12 protein-coding genes are annotated in these 14,987 nt (G+C 53.0%); 5 read left to right on the top strand and 7 right to left on the bottom strand.

Annotation, left to right across the window (positions count from 1 at the left end; genetic code table 11):
- Window positions 1-166: 166 nt before the first annotated feature.
- The 3 genes from HQL52_11425 to HQL52_11415 form a co-directional block, all read right to left on the bottom strand.
- On the bottom strand, window positions 167-958 hold the full coding sequence (locus HQL52_11425) for an N-formylglutamate amidohydrolase (protein ID MBF0370055.1): 792 nt from the start codon (window positions 956-958) through the stop codon (window positions 167-169).
- A 116-nt stretch (window positions 959-1,074) separates the two neighbouring features.
- The gene (locus HQL52_11420; protein MBF0370054.1) at window positions 1,075-1,413 is read right to left on the bottom strand and encodes a hypothetical protein; all 339 of its coding nucleotides are present in this window, start codon (window positions 1,411-1,413) and stop codon (window positions 1,075-1,077) included.
- A gap of 66 nt (window positions 1,414-1,479) precedes the next feature.
- Window positions 1,480-1,752, bottom strand: coding sequence for a hypothetical protein (locus HQL52_11415; protein ID MBF0370053.1), 273 nt, complete (start codon window positions 1,750-1,752; stop codon window positions 1,480-1,482).
- A 355-nt stretch (window positions 1,753-2,107) separates the two neighbouring features.
- Here HQL52_11415 and HQL52_11410 point away from each other — a divergent pair, with 355 nt between their 5' ends.
- The gene (locus HQL52_11410) at window positions 2,108-2,959 is read left to right on the top strand and encodes a LysR family transcriptional regulator (protein ID MBF0370052.1); all 852 of its coding nucleotides are present in this window, start codon (window positions 2,108-2,110) and stop codon (window positions 2,957-2,959) included.
- Between the two features lie 986 nt (window positions 2,960-3,945).
- On the opposite strand, the gene HQL52_11405 is transcribed toward HQL52_11410, so the two are convergent.
- The 4 genes from HQL52_11405 to HQL52_11390 are packed head-to-tail and all read right to left on the bottom strand — an operon-like array spanning window position 3,946 to window position 10,804.
- A complete protein-coding gene (locus tag HQL52_11405; GenBank protein ID MBF0370051.1) occupies window positions 3,946-4,920 on the bottom strand; it encodes a zinc transporter ZntB in 975 nt (324 codons plus the stop codon).
- On the bottom strand, window positions 4,904-7,999 hold the full coding sequence (locus HQL52_11400; protein MBF0370050.1) for a mechanosensitive ion channel: 3,096 nt from the start codon (window positions 7,997-7,999) through the stop codon (window positions 4,904-4,906). Before HQL52_11400 ends, HQL52_11405 begins: the two co-directional genes overlap by 17 nt.
- Window positions 8,000-8,052: 53 nt before the next feature.
- Complete coding sequence (locus tag HQL52_11395; GenBank protein ID MBF0370049.1) at window positions 8,053-9,744, bottom strand: response regulator; 1,692 nt, start codon at window positions 9,742-9,744, stop codon at window positions 8,053-8,055.
- A gap of 37 nt (window positions 9,745-9,781) precedes the next feature.
- Entirely contained in the window at window positions 9,782-10,804 is a 1,023-nt protein-coding gene (locus HQL52_11390) for a cyclic nucleotide-binding domain-containing protein (protein ID MBF0370048.1), read from the bottom strand.
- Between the two features lie 521 nt (window positions 10,805-11,325).
- Between HQL52_11390 and htpX the strand changes: the two genes are divergently transcribed.
- The 4 genes from htpX to HQL52_11370 all read left to right on the top strand — a co-directional run bounded on the left by htpX (window position 11,326) and on the right by HQL52_11370 (window position 14,924).
- Window positions 11,326-12,195: a protease HtpX gene (gene htpX / locus HQL52_11385; GenBank protein MBF0370047.1), complete on the top strand. Its 870-nt coding sequence runs from the start codon at window positions 11,326-11,328 to the stop codon at window positions 12,193-12,195.
- A 38-nt stretch (window positions 12,196-12,233) separates the two neighbouring features.
- A complete protein-coding gene (locus HQL52_11380) occupies window positions 12,234-13,133 on the top strand; it encodes an RNA polymerase factor sigma-32 (GenBank protein ID MBF0370046.1) in 900 nt (299 codons plus the stop codon).
- A gap of 71 nt (window positions 13,134-13,204) precedes the next feature.
- Window positions 13,205-14,431, top strand: a complete 1,227-nt coding sequence (locus HQL52_11375; GenBank protein ID MBF0370045.1) for an MFS transporter — start codon at window positions 13,205-13,207, stop codon at window positions 14,429-14,431.
- Window positions 14,432-14,669: 238 nt separating this feature from the next.
- Window positions 14,670-14,924, top strand: coding sequence for a hypothetical protein (locus tag HQL52_11370; protein MBF0370044.1), 255 nt, complete (start codon window positions 14,670-14,672; stop codon window positions 14,922-14,924).
- Window positions 14,925-14,987 lie beyond the last annotated feature (63 nt).

Raw genomic sequence — 14,987 nt, 5'->3', positions numbered from 1 at the left:
AACTTGACAACTCTCCCGCAGGGGATTGTTTTTCCAGCAAATCCACTGGCCGTTATGGATTCTGACCCACCATCGGGGAAAACTTTTTCCCCGGTAAAGGCAGAATCCATGGGCAGGCTTTTTCTGGTTGTGCTTCATTTTTGTGACTCCTTTCAGGGTTTCACCGTTATGCGGCGATATGGCCAACCCGAAGATTTTCAAGTTCCATCATCAGCCTGGGGGTTGTTGAGGCCAAGACAGAACGGATCATATCCAAAAACAGGTGATCCGCCTGCCCGGTCCATTCATTCATGAAAAATTTTTTGACCTCCACCGAAATCACACAGGCCGAATCCGGAAAGGTCTGGTGGGCCCAACGGCCCAGTTCTCCGCCAAAGAATTTCACGTTTTCCCGGACATCGAGGTTGCGGCCAAAAAAGCTGAACTTGCGCATATCCGCGATGAATCCATCCACCAGGGGAGCCCAACGCTCCCGATCCATGGTTCCGGTTCCGATATTGAAATCCGGGTTCAATTCCTGTGGATCCCAATCCGCCGCTGGGCCATTGCGGCGACCGTTATAGGAGTGAAGATCAAGTACCACGAATTTTCCCCATCGCGCCCGAAGTTGGTTGAACAGCAACTCCATCTGGGCATAGAAGCCGTCATACATGGTCAGAGCCTGATTTTGCATCTCCGGCGTCACAGGCCCTTTCCAGAGGTTCAGACCCCAGGCGTCCTCGGGCTGCAGATAAACGGCCCGTTCACGGGGGCGGTTGAGATCCATCTCAAATCGGGAGCGATGAACCACGATGCTGTTGGGAGCGATGCTGGTCCAACTCCCGGTGTAGGGATCCTCTTCCCGAAGACGTTCATCCTCCTCAAGGGCGGACAGCTTGTAGAAGCTGGGGGAGATGAAGTGGCCATGATGCAAAGCCACTGCGACCAAAGGGCTGTCACCGGCTTTCAGCTCCCACATGGGGAATCTCCTGCTATTGATCGATTCGATGATCACGTTCGTTACTCCAAAGTTCGTACTCCCTTTCGGATGACGGGCCGGCTTAAGAAATCCGGCCGTTATCCAGAAAGGGAATTTCAGGCAACCGCCTCCAGGGGAACCGGTGGGGAAGCGCTGGGAGATGCTTTTCCTTTGCCCTTGCCGCCATGGTCTTTCTTTTTTTCTTTCATCTCGATCACCTTGGCCTTTTTGGCCTTTTTGGCCTTTTTGGCCTTTTTGGCTTTTTTGGCCTTTTTCCCGGCTTGCTCGACCGGGGTGTCGACAGCCTGGACATCCGCTTTTTCAGCCATCACCTGAGCGGAATCGGCAGTGCCGGAATCCGGTTGCACATCTTGTTTTTTCATCTTTTTATCTGCTTTTTGCGCCTTGGTTTTTGGGGTGTTGCCCTTGCCGTTTTTTGTGTGCTTCCTGCTCATGTCATTCGCTCCTTAAGCGATAGGGTTCCTCTGGCTTCTGCCTTGGAGTTGGTGTTTGGGCGCAGATCAGCCGTGCGGCTCTTTCACATTGAGTACGGTAATCTCCTCCTCGGAGCCCGAGGGACCGTAATCCCCATCCGCTGAACCGCTCAGATCCCGCAGGCACTGGCTCATGTATTCCGCCACCTCGTCCGGAGCGACCTGATCTTCCTGGGCGTAGCGCTCGCAAATGGCCTGATCCTCCTGTTGGCTCTCCTCGAAGTCCGGCGTTTCAGCCCAAACCGGGGTGGCGACAACCAGGGCGATGATGGCCGCGGTGGAGAGGATGGATTTGTTCATGTGCGTATCTCCTGAAAATAGGTTGCGCTCAAAGGTGAGCCGTCTTTTGGAAAGTAAAATAAGCGCGAAAGTTCTTTAATGTAAAACGAATAATACTGAATATTTGGTTTTTATATTTAGATTGAACTTGGAAGATCTTCTTGTTCTGCATTTATTATCGAATAACTTTGAAGGTGATGATCGATTTTGCTTAATTTAAATAATTTCTTCTTGTGATTGCTTTTTTTGGTCGAACTTTGTTGATAGTGATGATCGGAAATTTTGATTGTCGGGTGGTGTGGAGGGCGGGAGAGTGCTATAAACGTTGCTCTGATTCGGAGGCTGGGTATGCTGTGAAGGATGGGAAGGTTGGGCTATGGATATCGATCTGCTGAAGACATTTTTGGAGGTGAATCGGACCCGTCATTTTGCGCGGGCGTCCCGTAACCTGTTCATTACCCAGTCCGCCATCAGCACCCGGATCAAGCAGTTGGAGGAGATCCTGGGGGTTCGCCTTTTCACCCGAAAGCGCAACGATATCCAACTGACCCCGGCCGGGCAGCGATTTTTGAAGGGGGCGGAGGGGCTTATCAGCTTATGGGAAGAAACCCGCAAAAGCGTGACCCTGGATGAAAGCAGCCAGCCCACACTGGTCATTGGCGCACAACCCAGTCTTTGGGACTCCTACCTTCCCGAATGGATCGAGACCCTGCGGCGTGATTTTTCCAATATGGCGATCCGATGTGAGACCCACGGGGGAGAGGCGTTGGTTCAAAGTCTGTTGGGCAGGACGATCGATGTTGGCTTTATGTTTGAACCACCAAAACTGCGGGAGCTTCTGGTCAAGGAGGTGATTACGGTGGAACTGGTGATGGTCTCCACCAAATCAGGAATCAGCGCCCAGGAAGCGATCACAGAGGACTACGTCAACTACCTGATGGTGGACTGGGGGCTATCCTTCACCATTGAGCATGCCCGATGGTTTCCGGAGTTGCCACCACCGTTCCTCCACCTGGATCGTGGGCGGATGGCCTACGATTTCTTGAAAAAATTTGGCGGGGCCTCGTATTTGGCCAAAACCATGGTTGAAGATGATCTGGAAGCGGGTACATTGCACCTAGTGCAGGACGCAGTACCGTTCAAGCGGATTGCCTACGCGGTTTACACCGGCAAGAGTGATAATCTGGTCACTGTGGAAGAGGCATTAACCCATTTAAAAGCAATATGACCTGTGTGGTTTTGCGAGAGTCCCCCGAAAAAAGTCCGTTCAAGCTTGATAGCATTCCCAGGCCAGTTGACTGTTTGATGTGAAAATCTCACCAAACCGCCCAAAAACCTCGCTCTGCCCCTCCTTGACCCACCTTTCAAAGCCCAATCCTGCGAGAAACGAGGGGGATTTACCCCATTACGCCGGAACGAGTTTTGTCTATTACAGATAATCCATTCAGGAGGTGACCATGGGCAAAGTACACAGCTTTGAAAGAAGATGGCGGAGAAGAGAGAAAAATAGCCCAAAATGGAGGCTTGAAGAGCAGGGTGAAAAACTGACTTTCGCCATAACTGTTGATTTTTTTTAAGGAAAAAATGCCAACAAAAACCCCTGAATCCGTGAGGACTCGGGATTCTTTATTTTTGAATGGTGAGCCGTATGCAACCCACAGCGAAAAGTCTCTGAAATTTTTGTGAGGTTCAAACGGAGAAGTTTTTAAGATTTTTTTGGGTGACCAAAAATGCACAAAGCATCTTATCATATTGATTGTTAAGCTTTTTTATGGAAATCGCCAAACTTTCTTCGGTCATGATTTGGCCGCCGTGTCACAATGAATTTCGCTGCCAGATACGCACGGTGACCAAAATGGCTCCAAGGAAATCAGGGTCACTGGAAAACGGCATCCAAAGAATCTGCTGACAACTTCCCCACCTGGGTGGGCTACACCACGAGTACTTGCGGCAAGCCGCTTAAATAATCGTTCTTGATTCCTGAATGCCAAAGAGCCTTGGCTTGGTGAAGGTTCCGTTTTCTCCTGCCCACTTCACGGTAGAAAGGGTGTACCAGGGAGTGGAGATCTTACGGCCTGACCAAATTGTCCCGAAGATTTGCCGCGAGGTTCTGCGGAATTTAACCAGTGGCCGATCAGTTGCCCATCGAATTCGGATCAGATGAGGTTTTCGGAAGGGACAGGAGGTCAATCCATAAACACGGGCTTTGGCTGATCAAATCCATTTCAACCGGCGAAAGGTCCAAAGGCTGAAGCCTGTGACGCCAGCGAGAAGACCGCAAACGACCCAGAACGCCCACTTGTACTCCACCCCGGGCATGCCACCAACATTAATTCCCAGAAGTCCGGTGAGAAACCCCAGGGGCAGAAACACCCCGGTCACCACGGAAAGCATGTACATGGCCCGGTTCATCCGCTCCGAAAGGCGACTGCTGATCTCATCTCGGACTGCGATGGCACGATCCCGGTAGGATTCCAGGTCTGCCAGAAAACGCTGGATCTGATCATCTTTCTCCCGGATCCACCGTTTGTGGACTTTTTTCAGCCAGGGTACCGGCTCCCGATAAAGGGCCGCGAGTGCCCGACGTTGGGGAATGAGATATCGCCGCAATCCGATCACCTCATGTCGTAAGGCGAGGAGCTTAACACTAAGATCCTCGCTCACTGCCTGGGCGCTCTGAACCTCTATCTCATCCAACTCCTTTTCCAGATCATCCATGACCGGTTCCATCCTGTCCAAAAGACGATCCAGCAAGCGAACCAATAACCCGCCCCCATCTTTTGGACCTTTGTTCGCTTCAATCTCCCTCCGGATGTCCTGGACCGACATCAATTTTTCCCGACGCAGGGAAATGGCGCGGTTCTGGTCGATCCAAAGGTTCAGAAACGCCATATCCTCCGGATCAGCGCCCCGGTTCAGGTTGACACCCCGCATCATGGCCAGCAGACCTTCGCCTTCCTTCACAAATCGAGGATCTCCATCCGAATCAAGAAGCGCTTCGGTCAAGATGGCGTCCAGGCCACTCTCCTTTTGCAACCAGTCACGGCTCTCCTGATAGGCCAATTGAAGATGTACCCATAAAAAGCCCTGCTCCGGAGTCCAGGATCTGATTTCATCCCAATCCATGGGACGTCCACCACCCTGGCCATCCAGGATAAATGCATGAATCAGGCTATTCTGGATTTCCATTTTCCTTCTCCCCCTGTTGTTTTTCCAGCTGTTCCTCCATCCCTGGATGGGGTTCGGATTTCACGGGACACCCCCATGGATCCGGAACCTCCTTCAGGTAGACGTCCTGTTGGGGATAGGGAATTTGGATGCCTTCCTCTTTGAACCGGTCCCAGATCTGAAGAAGCGCCTGAGACTTGATGGCCATGGGTTTGCGAACGCGCCAATCGGAAAAATAATGGACATGGAGGTCTACTGATGATGCGCCAAAATTGCTAAGCCAAACCACTGGTTCGGGATCCTCCAGAATGTATTCGTTCTCCTTCAGGGCCTCACGAATGACACGGATGGCGTGGTGGGGATCGGCATCGTAATGCACACCCACCAGGAAAAACGTTCGAATAACAGGGTTGCTGTGTGTCCAGTTGGTAAAGGTGTTGGAGGCGATCTCCGAGTTGGGAATGATGACCTCATGATTGTCCCAGGTTTTGAGGGTAACCGCCCGAATACCGATCTTGGTAACTTCCCCTTCCTTGGCGCTGGCCTGAATGATATCTCCTGTTCGAATGGGCCTCTCCAACAGAAGAAGCAGTCCACTGACGAAATTGTTGGCCACGTTCTGAAGGCCGAAACCCATGCCCACGCCCAATGCGCCGGCCACAATAGCCAGGTTGGTCAGATCGATTCCCATGTAGCGCAGGGTGAACAAAAAACCAAGAATAACGACAGCATACTGGGCAAAGACGGAAAGGCTGTGTCGGATACCAACATCGGCGACCTTCCGAAACATCACCCGATAGGTCAGTTGCCGAACCCAACGGCTCAGCCAGACAAACCCGCCGATCAATACGATCAACAACGCCAGATCCGAAACCTGGATAGGTGTTTTACCCCAGTCGAACAAAACCCACGACCAGGCCTTGATGAGCAATTGAACCGGTTTGGACTGGATGTCCCATCCATAAAGAAAAAACAGCCCGAACCAAGCTCCGGCAAACAGCAGCAGTCGAACGATCCGGTAAATCGGATCGAGTACGCTCTGGATCCAGAACAGACCATTCCTGACCTGGAGATTGATGCGGTTTTTCAGGTAGACATTCAGATCATCCCAGAGGCCATGGAGTATCGACCAGGTCACCAGGACCAGGATCAACCAGGAGATATATTTTCCGGCCACCCATCCAAGATTGACGTATCCGGCCAAGCCAATGGTCGCCGAAGCCAGAAAGGAAAGCGGGATGATGAGGCTCAAGAATCGTATGACCTGCATCCAGTAACCTTCACCCAGACGTTCAGACAGGCCTGAAATGACCCCCTGTCGCAAGCCGAAGATGGGGAGAATGCCCAGAAACAGGAATACCATGAACAGTCTGTCCAGCAGGTCCTGCAACGGCTGGGCAAAGGTCATGGCATGGGTTAGTGCCACCATGCCGGAATAGACGCTTCCCAATACCAGCACGGCGGCCATGATTCTAAAACGGCGTATCTGGGCAATTCCCGCGTTTGGGTTGAATTCGATCAGAAAAAACCGCATGGCCTGAAGGCCAATTCCAATGGCCGGCGGGAGGGCGGCCAGGGTGTAGAGAACCACGCTTCCAGGGGGAGTCAATTCCAAGACAGGAACCGCGATGGCAAGTCCGCCAGCCGGAAGAAGAATCCAAAAATTTTTCCGGATCATGAGGCCAACGCGTAACGCCGTGGCTCTCCCAAAGCTGACTTCTTCCTCTGATTCCGAGCCTCCCTGTTGTTTGACCATCTTGCCACGAACCCACAAGGCCAGAGCCAACCAAAGGGTTTCCAGGGCGAACAGCAGACCCAATGAATACAGCGGCGCCTCCTTGAACGCCCTGCCAAAATCTTCAAACGCGGCCGTGCCTTTGTTGCCCAGTTCTCCAGGAAACGCCATCAAGCCCGCTCCAAGGGTCTGCCATTCCTCAACGGTGGCGGGCAATATCTGCCGAGTTAGAAGGTCGGCGCGAATTTGCGCCGAAAGCATGTGGCGCACGGAACTTTGTTCCTTCGAGGCGGTCCGGCGCAAACCCTCGACCGTTTCCCTCAAACCGCCATAGGATTGAATCAGCCCCTGGATATCCGTGGTCTGCAATGATTTGAACCATTCGGTTGTTGGCCGCTTTTCGGTGACAGTCAATAGCTGGTTCAGAACTTCCTCTTTTCGGCGCAGGAGGTCCAAGGCCGCCTTGGAGTCGGCCAGGAAGCCCGTCAGTCCGTCCAATCGGGACTGGATTTCAGAAGTTGACGTCTCCGTGCCAGGAAGAGAATCATTTTCAGGTCCTCGTTGACTCCGGAGTTCTGCTATGTGGATTTCCAATTGGAAGTAACGGATGCGCTCTTCGGCCAAGAAAATACGCCACTCCAACAACTGTCGTTTTCCGTTGACTTCGCTGGAGTCCCCCGGCAAAGAGCCGATCTCGCCGCGCCACTCGACCATTTTGTCGCGTAGCGCCATGATTTTTTTCTGGAGTTCGGCAAGGATCTGTTCCTGCGCCTCTTGTTGGTTTTTTCTCTGGATCGTGGTGAAGTGATCTTGTAACGTCTCCACCCACTCCAATGCCAACAGGTGCCGCAGTTGTGCAACCTTTCGCAGTTTCTCCAGAGTCCCAAGTCGTTGCCTGTCGAGGGAGAGGAGTCTTTCCTTTTCGGCAAGTTCCATTTCCAGGGTGGGCAGCTGTTCCTTGCGGGCCGTTTCGGCATCCTGGCCCGTGGCGCTTTTCAGGGCTTGAATCTGACGCTGGAGCTGAGTGATGGCGGCTTCTTCGGCTTTGATGACGCTGGTCAGACTTTGTAGATCAACATCGGCGCTTTCCACGCTCATGCGGGCCGCTTCGAAATCAAGACGCCCCTGTTCCACCAAGTTACGGTCAACATGATCCGCTTGCAGCTCAGACAGGCGCTTTTTCTGATCATCCTTAAGGAGTTCAAACTCCCGCTGGGCCTGGCTCAGAAGGAGGGTGGATTCCTGAAGGCTCTTTTTACGCGCCGCCAAGGTATCCGAACCCGCCAATTCGCCTGCGAACACCATCGCCGGTATGACGATGAGGAGTGTAAGGAGAGCAATAACCGGTTGAAAGATTTTCTTCATACGTCATAGGCCTTGATTTTACGAATGGTCCGAACTTGCCCGTCCAAGGCGCATCATGGACCTGAAATGAACTGGTTGGCGGTTGAACCGCTTTCCCTGCCAAACCGCTCGATGCACTCAAGCAGTTGAGACTTCCGGAAAGGCTTGGTCAGGTGGAAATCGCATCCCGCCTCGATGCTGCGCTCCGCATGTTCTCGCATGGCGTGAGCGGTCAGGGCAATGATGGGCGTCGCAGACCGGTCGTTTTCCCGTTCCCAGGCCCGCATGGCCCTTGTGGCCGCGTAACCGTCCATCACTGGCATTTCGATGTCGGTAAACACCAAGTCAAAATCCTCTTGCCGAAACCGGATCAACGCCTCGGCTCCGTCCTGTACCATTTTGAGCGTGTATCCCGCTGGTTTGAGAAACGCCTCAAAAAGGATTCTGTTTTCCTCGGCGTCATCAGCCAGCAGAATGGACAGAGGCTTATTCGAAGATGCGTCCTGGCCCGGAGTTCCTGTATTCCTTTCGACGCCGGTTAAAACGGCCAATTCAGGCATGTCGGCCATGGGAAGAGAAAGGGCTAGAGTGAACGTGCTGCCCACGCCAACCTGGCTCTTCAGATCAATGCGCCCCCCCATCTTTTCCGCAAGTTGCCTGCAGATCGCCAACCCGAGACCTGTTCCCCGGTATTGCCGCGAAATGGAAGCGTCCGCTTGGGTAAACGGCTGAAAAACGTGCTGCCGCTTTTCTTCCGGAATTCCGATGCCGGTATCGGAAACAGAGATGGAGAACAACCCGTTTTTACCCTTTTCCAGGCTGATGGAAACTTTCCCTTCCGAGGTGAATTTTATGGCGTTGCTTAGCAGGTTGAGAAGGACCTGTTGAAGCCGGGTCGGATCGCCCATGACCCACAGGTCGCTTGGGAAAGATTCCGGCGCCAAAGTCATGGCCAATCCCTTATCACGCGCCTGCAAAGAGAGAATCTCCTTCGTATCACCTATCAACTCGGTCAGGTTGAAAGGCATTGACTCCAATTCCAACTGTCCCGCTTCGATTTTGGAAAGATCCAAAATATCGTTGATCAAGGCCAACAGCGTCTCACCCGCCTTGTTGGAAATCCGGACGTATTGGGCTTGATCCGGTTTGAGATCCGATTCGGCCAACAACTCGCCCATTCCAAGAATGGCGCTAATTGGGGTGCGAATCTCATGGCTCATGGAAGCAAGAAAAAGGCTTTTCGCCTTCACGGAAGCTTCGGCCAACTCAATCATGGCCCGGCCTTGCTCAGTGATCACCTTCTCTCGGGCTCGGATATGCCGCTCCAGACTGATCAATCGCAAACGGTCGATAACCTGGTTGAGTTGTTCCATCTCCTTTGCGAACAGATCCAAGGAGCCCCCGGAAACCTCCTGCAGGAACGGCAGCATCGCTTCACGCAGGGAAAACAGGAAATGAGCCGATTCCGGCTGGGAAACATTATGCTGGGGATGCGATCCTTCCGTTTCCTGGCAGAGGACCAACGCATGATCAATGGCGCTCGAATCTGAGCCGCTTCCTGCCTCTTCCCGATATATTTCCATCAGGGCATCCAAAAACCGGGACCTGTTCTCATGAACCTTAACATCCGGCATGTCACCCGCCTGGAGCTGAGCGGTCCCTTTGTTTTTGGACGCCCATGCGTCAAGGATTGGCTCTCGGAATTGAAGCAGAACCTGCGGCGCCAGAAATCCCTCTTCAACCATAGCGTCTTGGTGTTTCATCATTGCATTCCTCCAACAACGGCGGCCCGCAAACTTCCAATCAATGCAATCCGCCTTTTCTTTTGAACGGATTACGCAGCCAGGGAAGCTTAGACAGCTGTGAAGCGCCTTTCCCTCCCGGCTGGTTCCCGACGGACTTTCGGTCATGGCTTCCCATACCGTCTCCTGAAAGCCGATGGCGTGCCAGCGCGCTACGGATGGATCGGATGAATTGCGTTTTGGACACCTGCCCCTTGATCAGATAATCCTCTGCCCCTTGCTGAGCCGCCGTGATGATCTGGTTCTCATCATCCGTTCCAGAGAATACCACGATGGGAACATTGGCCGCTTTTCCGAGTACGCGGGTGATGGATTCAAGGCCTGCGCTATCCGGTAGATTCAGATCCAGCAGAATCAGGTCAAACTCCTCATGGGTGAGAATATCCAGGGCCTTTGCCAAGGAGTCGGTCTGCCTGAGTGAAAAAAATGGCTCCGGCGAGTCGGAATTTTCTTCCCAGGAGTCTATGGGCAGCCACGCTTGCGCAAGAGCCTGGTAGTCCGGGTCATCCTCGATCATTAGAATCCGAAAGCCGGCGGGCGTCCTGCTCTGTTTCACAACCCCGTCCACCCACACTTTGGCCGGTTGCGCATTCATGCCCATATGCTTTGCGGAGGTGAGGAGTGGATGATCTACAGCCAAGGCCAAAGCCGCAGCCGGCGTCCCGCCCAGAACCTGGATCTTATCGGCCATGTTCCTCAAAACATGGAAAGCCAGTGAGGGATCCTGATGAAGGTGGGTCATGAAGGTCTTGTCATCCACCTTGAGAATGGAGGAGTCCGCCAGAACCCGGGCCGTCGCACATCGAGCCCGTGATTGACCAAACAATGCCGCCTCTCCGAACATCTGGCCTTTTCCAAGTATGATGCCCTGGCTATCAGAAGCCTGTTGCCCGGGAAAACGCAGTTCCACACCACCATCCTGGATGATATACAACCCATCCGCCTGATCCCCTTCTTGAAAGATGATCTCCCCGGGAAGATATTTGCGGCCAAGCCTGCGGCCTGATTCAGCGACTGCGCCCATTTTTTTTACCTTGTTGTTCGGTTTGGTTTTTCGGCAACCCAACTTCGTGATCTGTCGAGACCATGCCTTCTATAAAGCAGATGGGCCGTGACTGGAAATTCTTTATTTTCAATCCAACGTTCGATTTTTTTACTTGAAAATATTTGATGTTCGTCATCCATGTTTTTGAACCATCTTGAGAAAATCAGCGTTGACGTTACCAATGACTGGCCTGGAAAACACCCATATAATTCATATAGGTATGACATTCGCGCTATTCAAGCCGTCTCTTCCGTTGGTGTCAGGGGCGCGTCTCCATCGACGCCAGCAATTGTGACGATCAACCATCAAGATCAAAGTATCGTTTGATTCAATTTTCATGAAGTTAATGATCCGTTTTTTTCGATCATAAAAACAGAAAGATAATTTCATTTTATTTCATTTTTCTTTTTCGGTTTTTTGCTCTATTTGTCCTGTCAAACAGAACTTGAAACGCCAGCCTATGGCGGACAGGCGCACAGATCAACGACAGGAGTCCAAAGATGAAAAGAATTTTTCTGTTCCTCGCCACCAACCTGGCGGTTCTTCTGGTGCTTGGAACCGTGTTGAACATCCTCTCCAGCTTTTTGGGCATCTCCCAGGGAACCACAAGCTCCCTGTTGATGTTTGCGGCGTTGTTCGGCATGGGCGGAGCCTTCCTATCCCTGGCTCTTTCCAAATCCATGGCCAAATGGAGCACGGGAGCGGAAATCATTGAACAGCCCTGTAACAGGGCTGAAGCTTGGCTGCTTGAAACGGTCTCCAGACAGGCCCGGGAAGCGGGAATCGGCATGCCGGACGTTGCTATCTACAATGCGCCGGAGATGAATGCGTTCGCCACGGGCATGTACCGCAACCATGCCTTGGTGGCGGTCAGCTCTGGACTTCTCCAGCAAATGGACCGTTCCGAAGTCGAGGCGGTTCTGGCCCATGAGGTCAGCCATGTGGCCAACGGCGACATGGTGACGCTTACCCTGATTCAGGGGGTCCTGAATACCTTCGTGATCGTCATCGCCCGGTTGGTGGGCGGAGTGCTCGACAACCTGATTTCCCGCAATGAAGAGGAAAGCTCAGGCCAAGGCATCCTCTATCACCTGAGCGTCTTCATCCTCGAGATCGTCTTCGGGCTGCTCGCCAGTATTGTGGTCATGTGGTTTTCCAGATATCGGGAATTTCGGGCCGATGCGGGCGGCGCCAGACTAGCTGGTCGCAAGAAAATGATCTCGGCCCTGGAGCGGCTCGGCCAGGCGCATGGCGAATCTTCCCTCCCCCAGGAGGTGGCCGCATTCGGCATCTCCGGAGCCGGAGGATGGGCCAACCTTTTCATGAGCCATCCTCCACTGGAGGAACGGATTGCGGCACTCAAGGCATAATTGAATGAAAAACCCTTCAAACTTAAGAGATACCAACAATGAGCAACCACATCGTTGCCAGGAATGATACTTGGCCCCTTGTTTGGTCTGATGACGATTACGGCTTCAGGTCATTTGTCGCCAAAGCCATGGAAGCCCCCATCCTGACGGTGAAAGAGGAGTCCGATCTGTTCACGCGGTTTCGGATCCAAAACGATACGTCAGCGGCCCAGACGCTGGTCTTTTCCCACCTCCGCCTGGTTTACTCGGCCTCCTTGGATTACCGGGGGTACGGAATTCCTCTGCCGGATCTGGTTCAGGAGGGAACCATCGGCCTGATGCAGGCGGTAAAAAAGTTCGACCCCTTGCGCGGCGTCCGCCTCGCAGCCTATGCCATCTGGTGGATCCGGGCGGCCATTCATGAGTTCATCTTGAAGTCATGGAGTCTGGTGAAAATCGCCACGACCACTCTGAAACGGAAACTTTTCTACAAGCTGCGCCAATCCAAATCCGGTTTTGCGCCTTTGAACAGAGAAGAGGCGGAAACGTTGGCCACGCAATTCGGAACCGATCCGGACACCATCATCGAGATGGACGCCCGGTTGTCCGGAAAGGACGTTTCCCTGGACCAGCCGATTCTGGATGACGACGGAAACCGGGTGGAGATTCTGCCTGATGCGCGTCCTGGCCCGGAAGCCCGGGCCATTTCCCTGGACCAGCAGCGTTTCCTGCACGCTCAGGTCGAGAAAGGAATCGACGACCTGGACCCCAGGGAGCGGATCATCATCCGCGAACGATTCCAGACCGACCATCCCAAGACTCTGGATGAACTTGCCAGGTTGCTCTCCTTGAGCCGGGAGCGGGTCCGCCAACTGGAGAAGAAGGCCTTGGGAAAGCTCAAGAAACATTTACTGGCGACGGCTCCAATAGAGGATTTCATTCCCAATGCCGGTTGGTGAAACCGGCATGGTCGTTTTGAAACTCCCTGTCATCGAGGAAATCCATTGTGGTTTGGAATGTGTTGTGGGGCATGTGGCCTCTTCTGTTCGGCATCGCCCTGTTGAAATTGAGCATCGGTCTGCATGGATCCCTGCTGGGCCTGCGAGCCAACCTGGAAGGTTTTTCCATCGGGATTACGGGACTCGTGATGTCCGCCTATTTCGCAGGATTTTTAATCAGTTCCCTGGTAACTCCAAAAATGATTTTCCGGGTGGGGCATGTACGGGTGTTTGCGGCGCTGGCTTCTCTGGCATCGGTGGGGGTGCTTCTTCATGCCGTTTTCGTGCATCCATTCATATGGAGTTTTTTCAGACTGGTTACCGGCTTCTGTTACGCGGGGCTCTATATGGTGGCGGAGAGTTGGCTCAATGACAAAGCGGAGAATACTTCCCGGGGTCGCGTCCTCTCCATTTACATGTTGGCGCAACTGATGGGCATGTCGGGTGGGCAATCTCTTCTTAACATTGCGGATCCAGAGGGATTCGAGCTGTTCATATTGGTCTCTGCCCTGGTTTCCCTGTCGCTGGTTCCAATATTGTTGAGCGTAACCCATGTGCCGCATTTCGAGACCCCTTCCCACATAGGATTAAAGGCCCTGTTTTCCTTGGCTCCGCTCGGAGTCGCCACTGCTTTTGGCAGCGGTTTGGCCAACAGCGTTTTATTGTCCATGGGCGCTTTTTATGCCACAGGGATGGGGTTTTCTATTGGTGAAACCTCCCTTTTCATGGGATTGGCTATTCTCGGCGGTGGATTGTTGCAATGGCCTATCGGACGCCTTTCCGACCATATCAACAGGAGAACGGTCATAACCGCTGTAACGTTTCTCGCCGCGTTCACCGCGATGGGCGCCATCATGACTTCAAACAACCCAGGACCTGTGTTCTATGGATTGGTAGCTCTGTTTGGCGGATTCAGCCTGCCACTGTATTCTCTTGCTTCGGCCACTACCAACGACGGTCTTAAGAGGGATCAGATGGTTTCGGCCGGAAGCGCCCTCATTCTGACCAGTGGCATCGGATCCGTTTTGGGACCTATCCTTGTTTCCCTGACCATGACTTCCACCGGTCCCCAGGGTTTCTTCTGGTATTTGGCGGGCGTTCATGGCGTCGTTGGTCTGATCGCCCTGGGACGCATGGCCGTCAAGCTACCCATGCCCGTGGAAGAACAGAAGGAGTATCAATCCATTCCTCCACGGGCCACGCCCATGGCGACGGTCCTGGCGCATGAAAGTCCGGAACCAGACAAAGCTGGAAGGTAACTGCTCGCCCCCCCAAAAAAAATGAGGTGGCAGCACGATATTTCTTGACACGATTTTTCCATGCCAGAATGGTCATTTCCCCGATCGGCATCAGATGCCGGCGTAATGGGGGTGGAATTGGCGCTGGAAGGGCTTTTGGCAACATTTTGAGTTTGGCAAAGGCGCAGCTTGCTTTGTGGCGACTATGGGCTGTTGGGGAGGCCGAAAAATACCATGGTAAAATAATGCCATGGCTTCCATGGACAAAACATCTGTGCGCGCTGAGATTGACCGCTTGAAGGCCGAGTTTGACGCCCTACGGTCATCTGGCAAGGTTTCAGACGAAATTCAGGCGCTGATGGCCAGCCTGCTTTTGATCGTTGATCTGATACTGTCGATATTTCTGGAAAAACAGACGCGCAAGACCAGCAAAAACTCCTCTATCCCTCCGTCGCAAACCGACAAGGACGATACCACCCCGGCACAGGGTAGAGGCAAAGGCCTGGGTTTCTGACGGGTAGACACGGAAATTTGTAAAATCCCGTTTTATAACGGGATGTTGTGCAGGTTATCCCCA

The sequence above is a fragment of the Magnetococcales bacterium genome, assembly GCA_015232395.1.
Taxonomy (GTDB): Bacteria; Pseudomonadota; Magnetococcia; order Magnetococcales; family JADFZT01; genus JADFZT01.
This window is presented reverse-complemented; position numbering and strand designations above follow the sequence as displayed.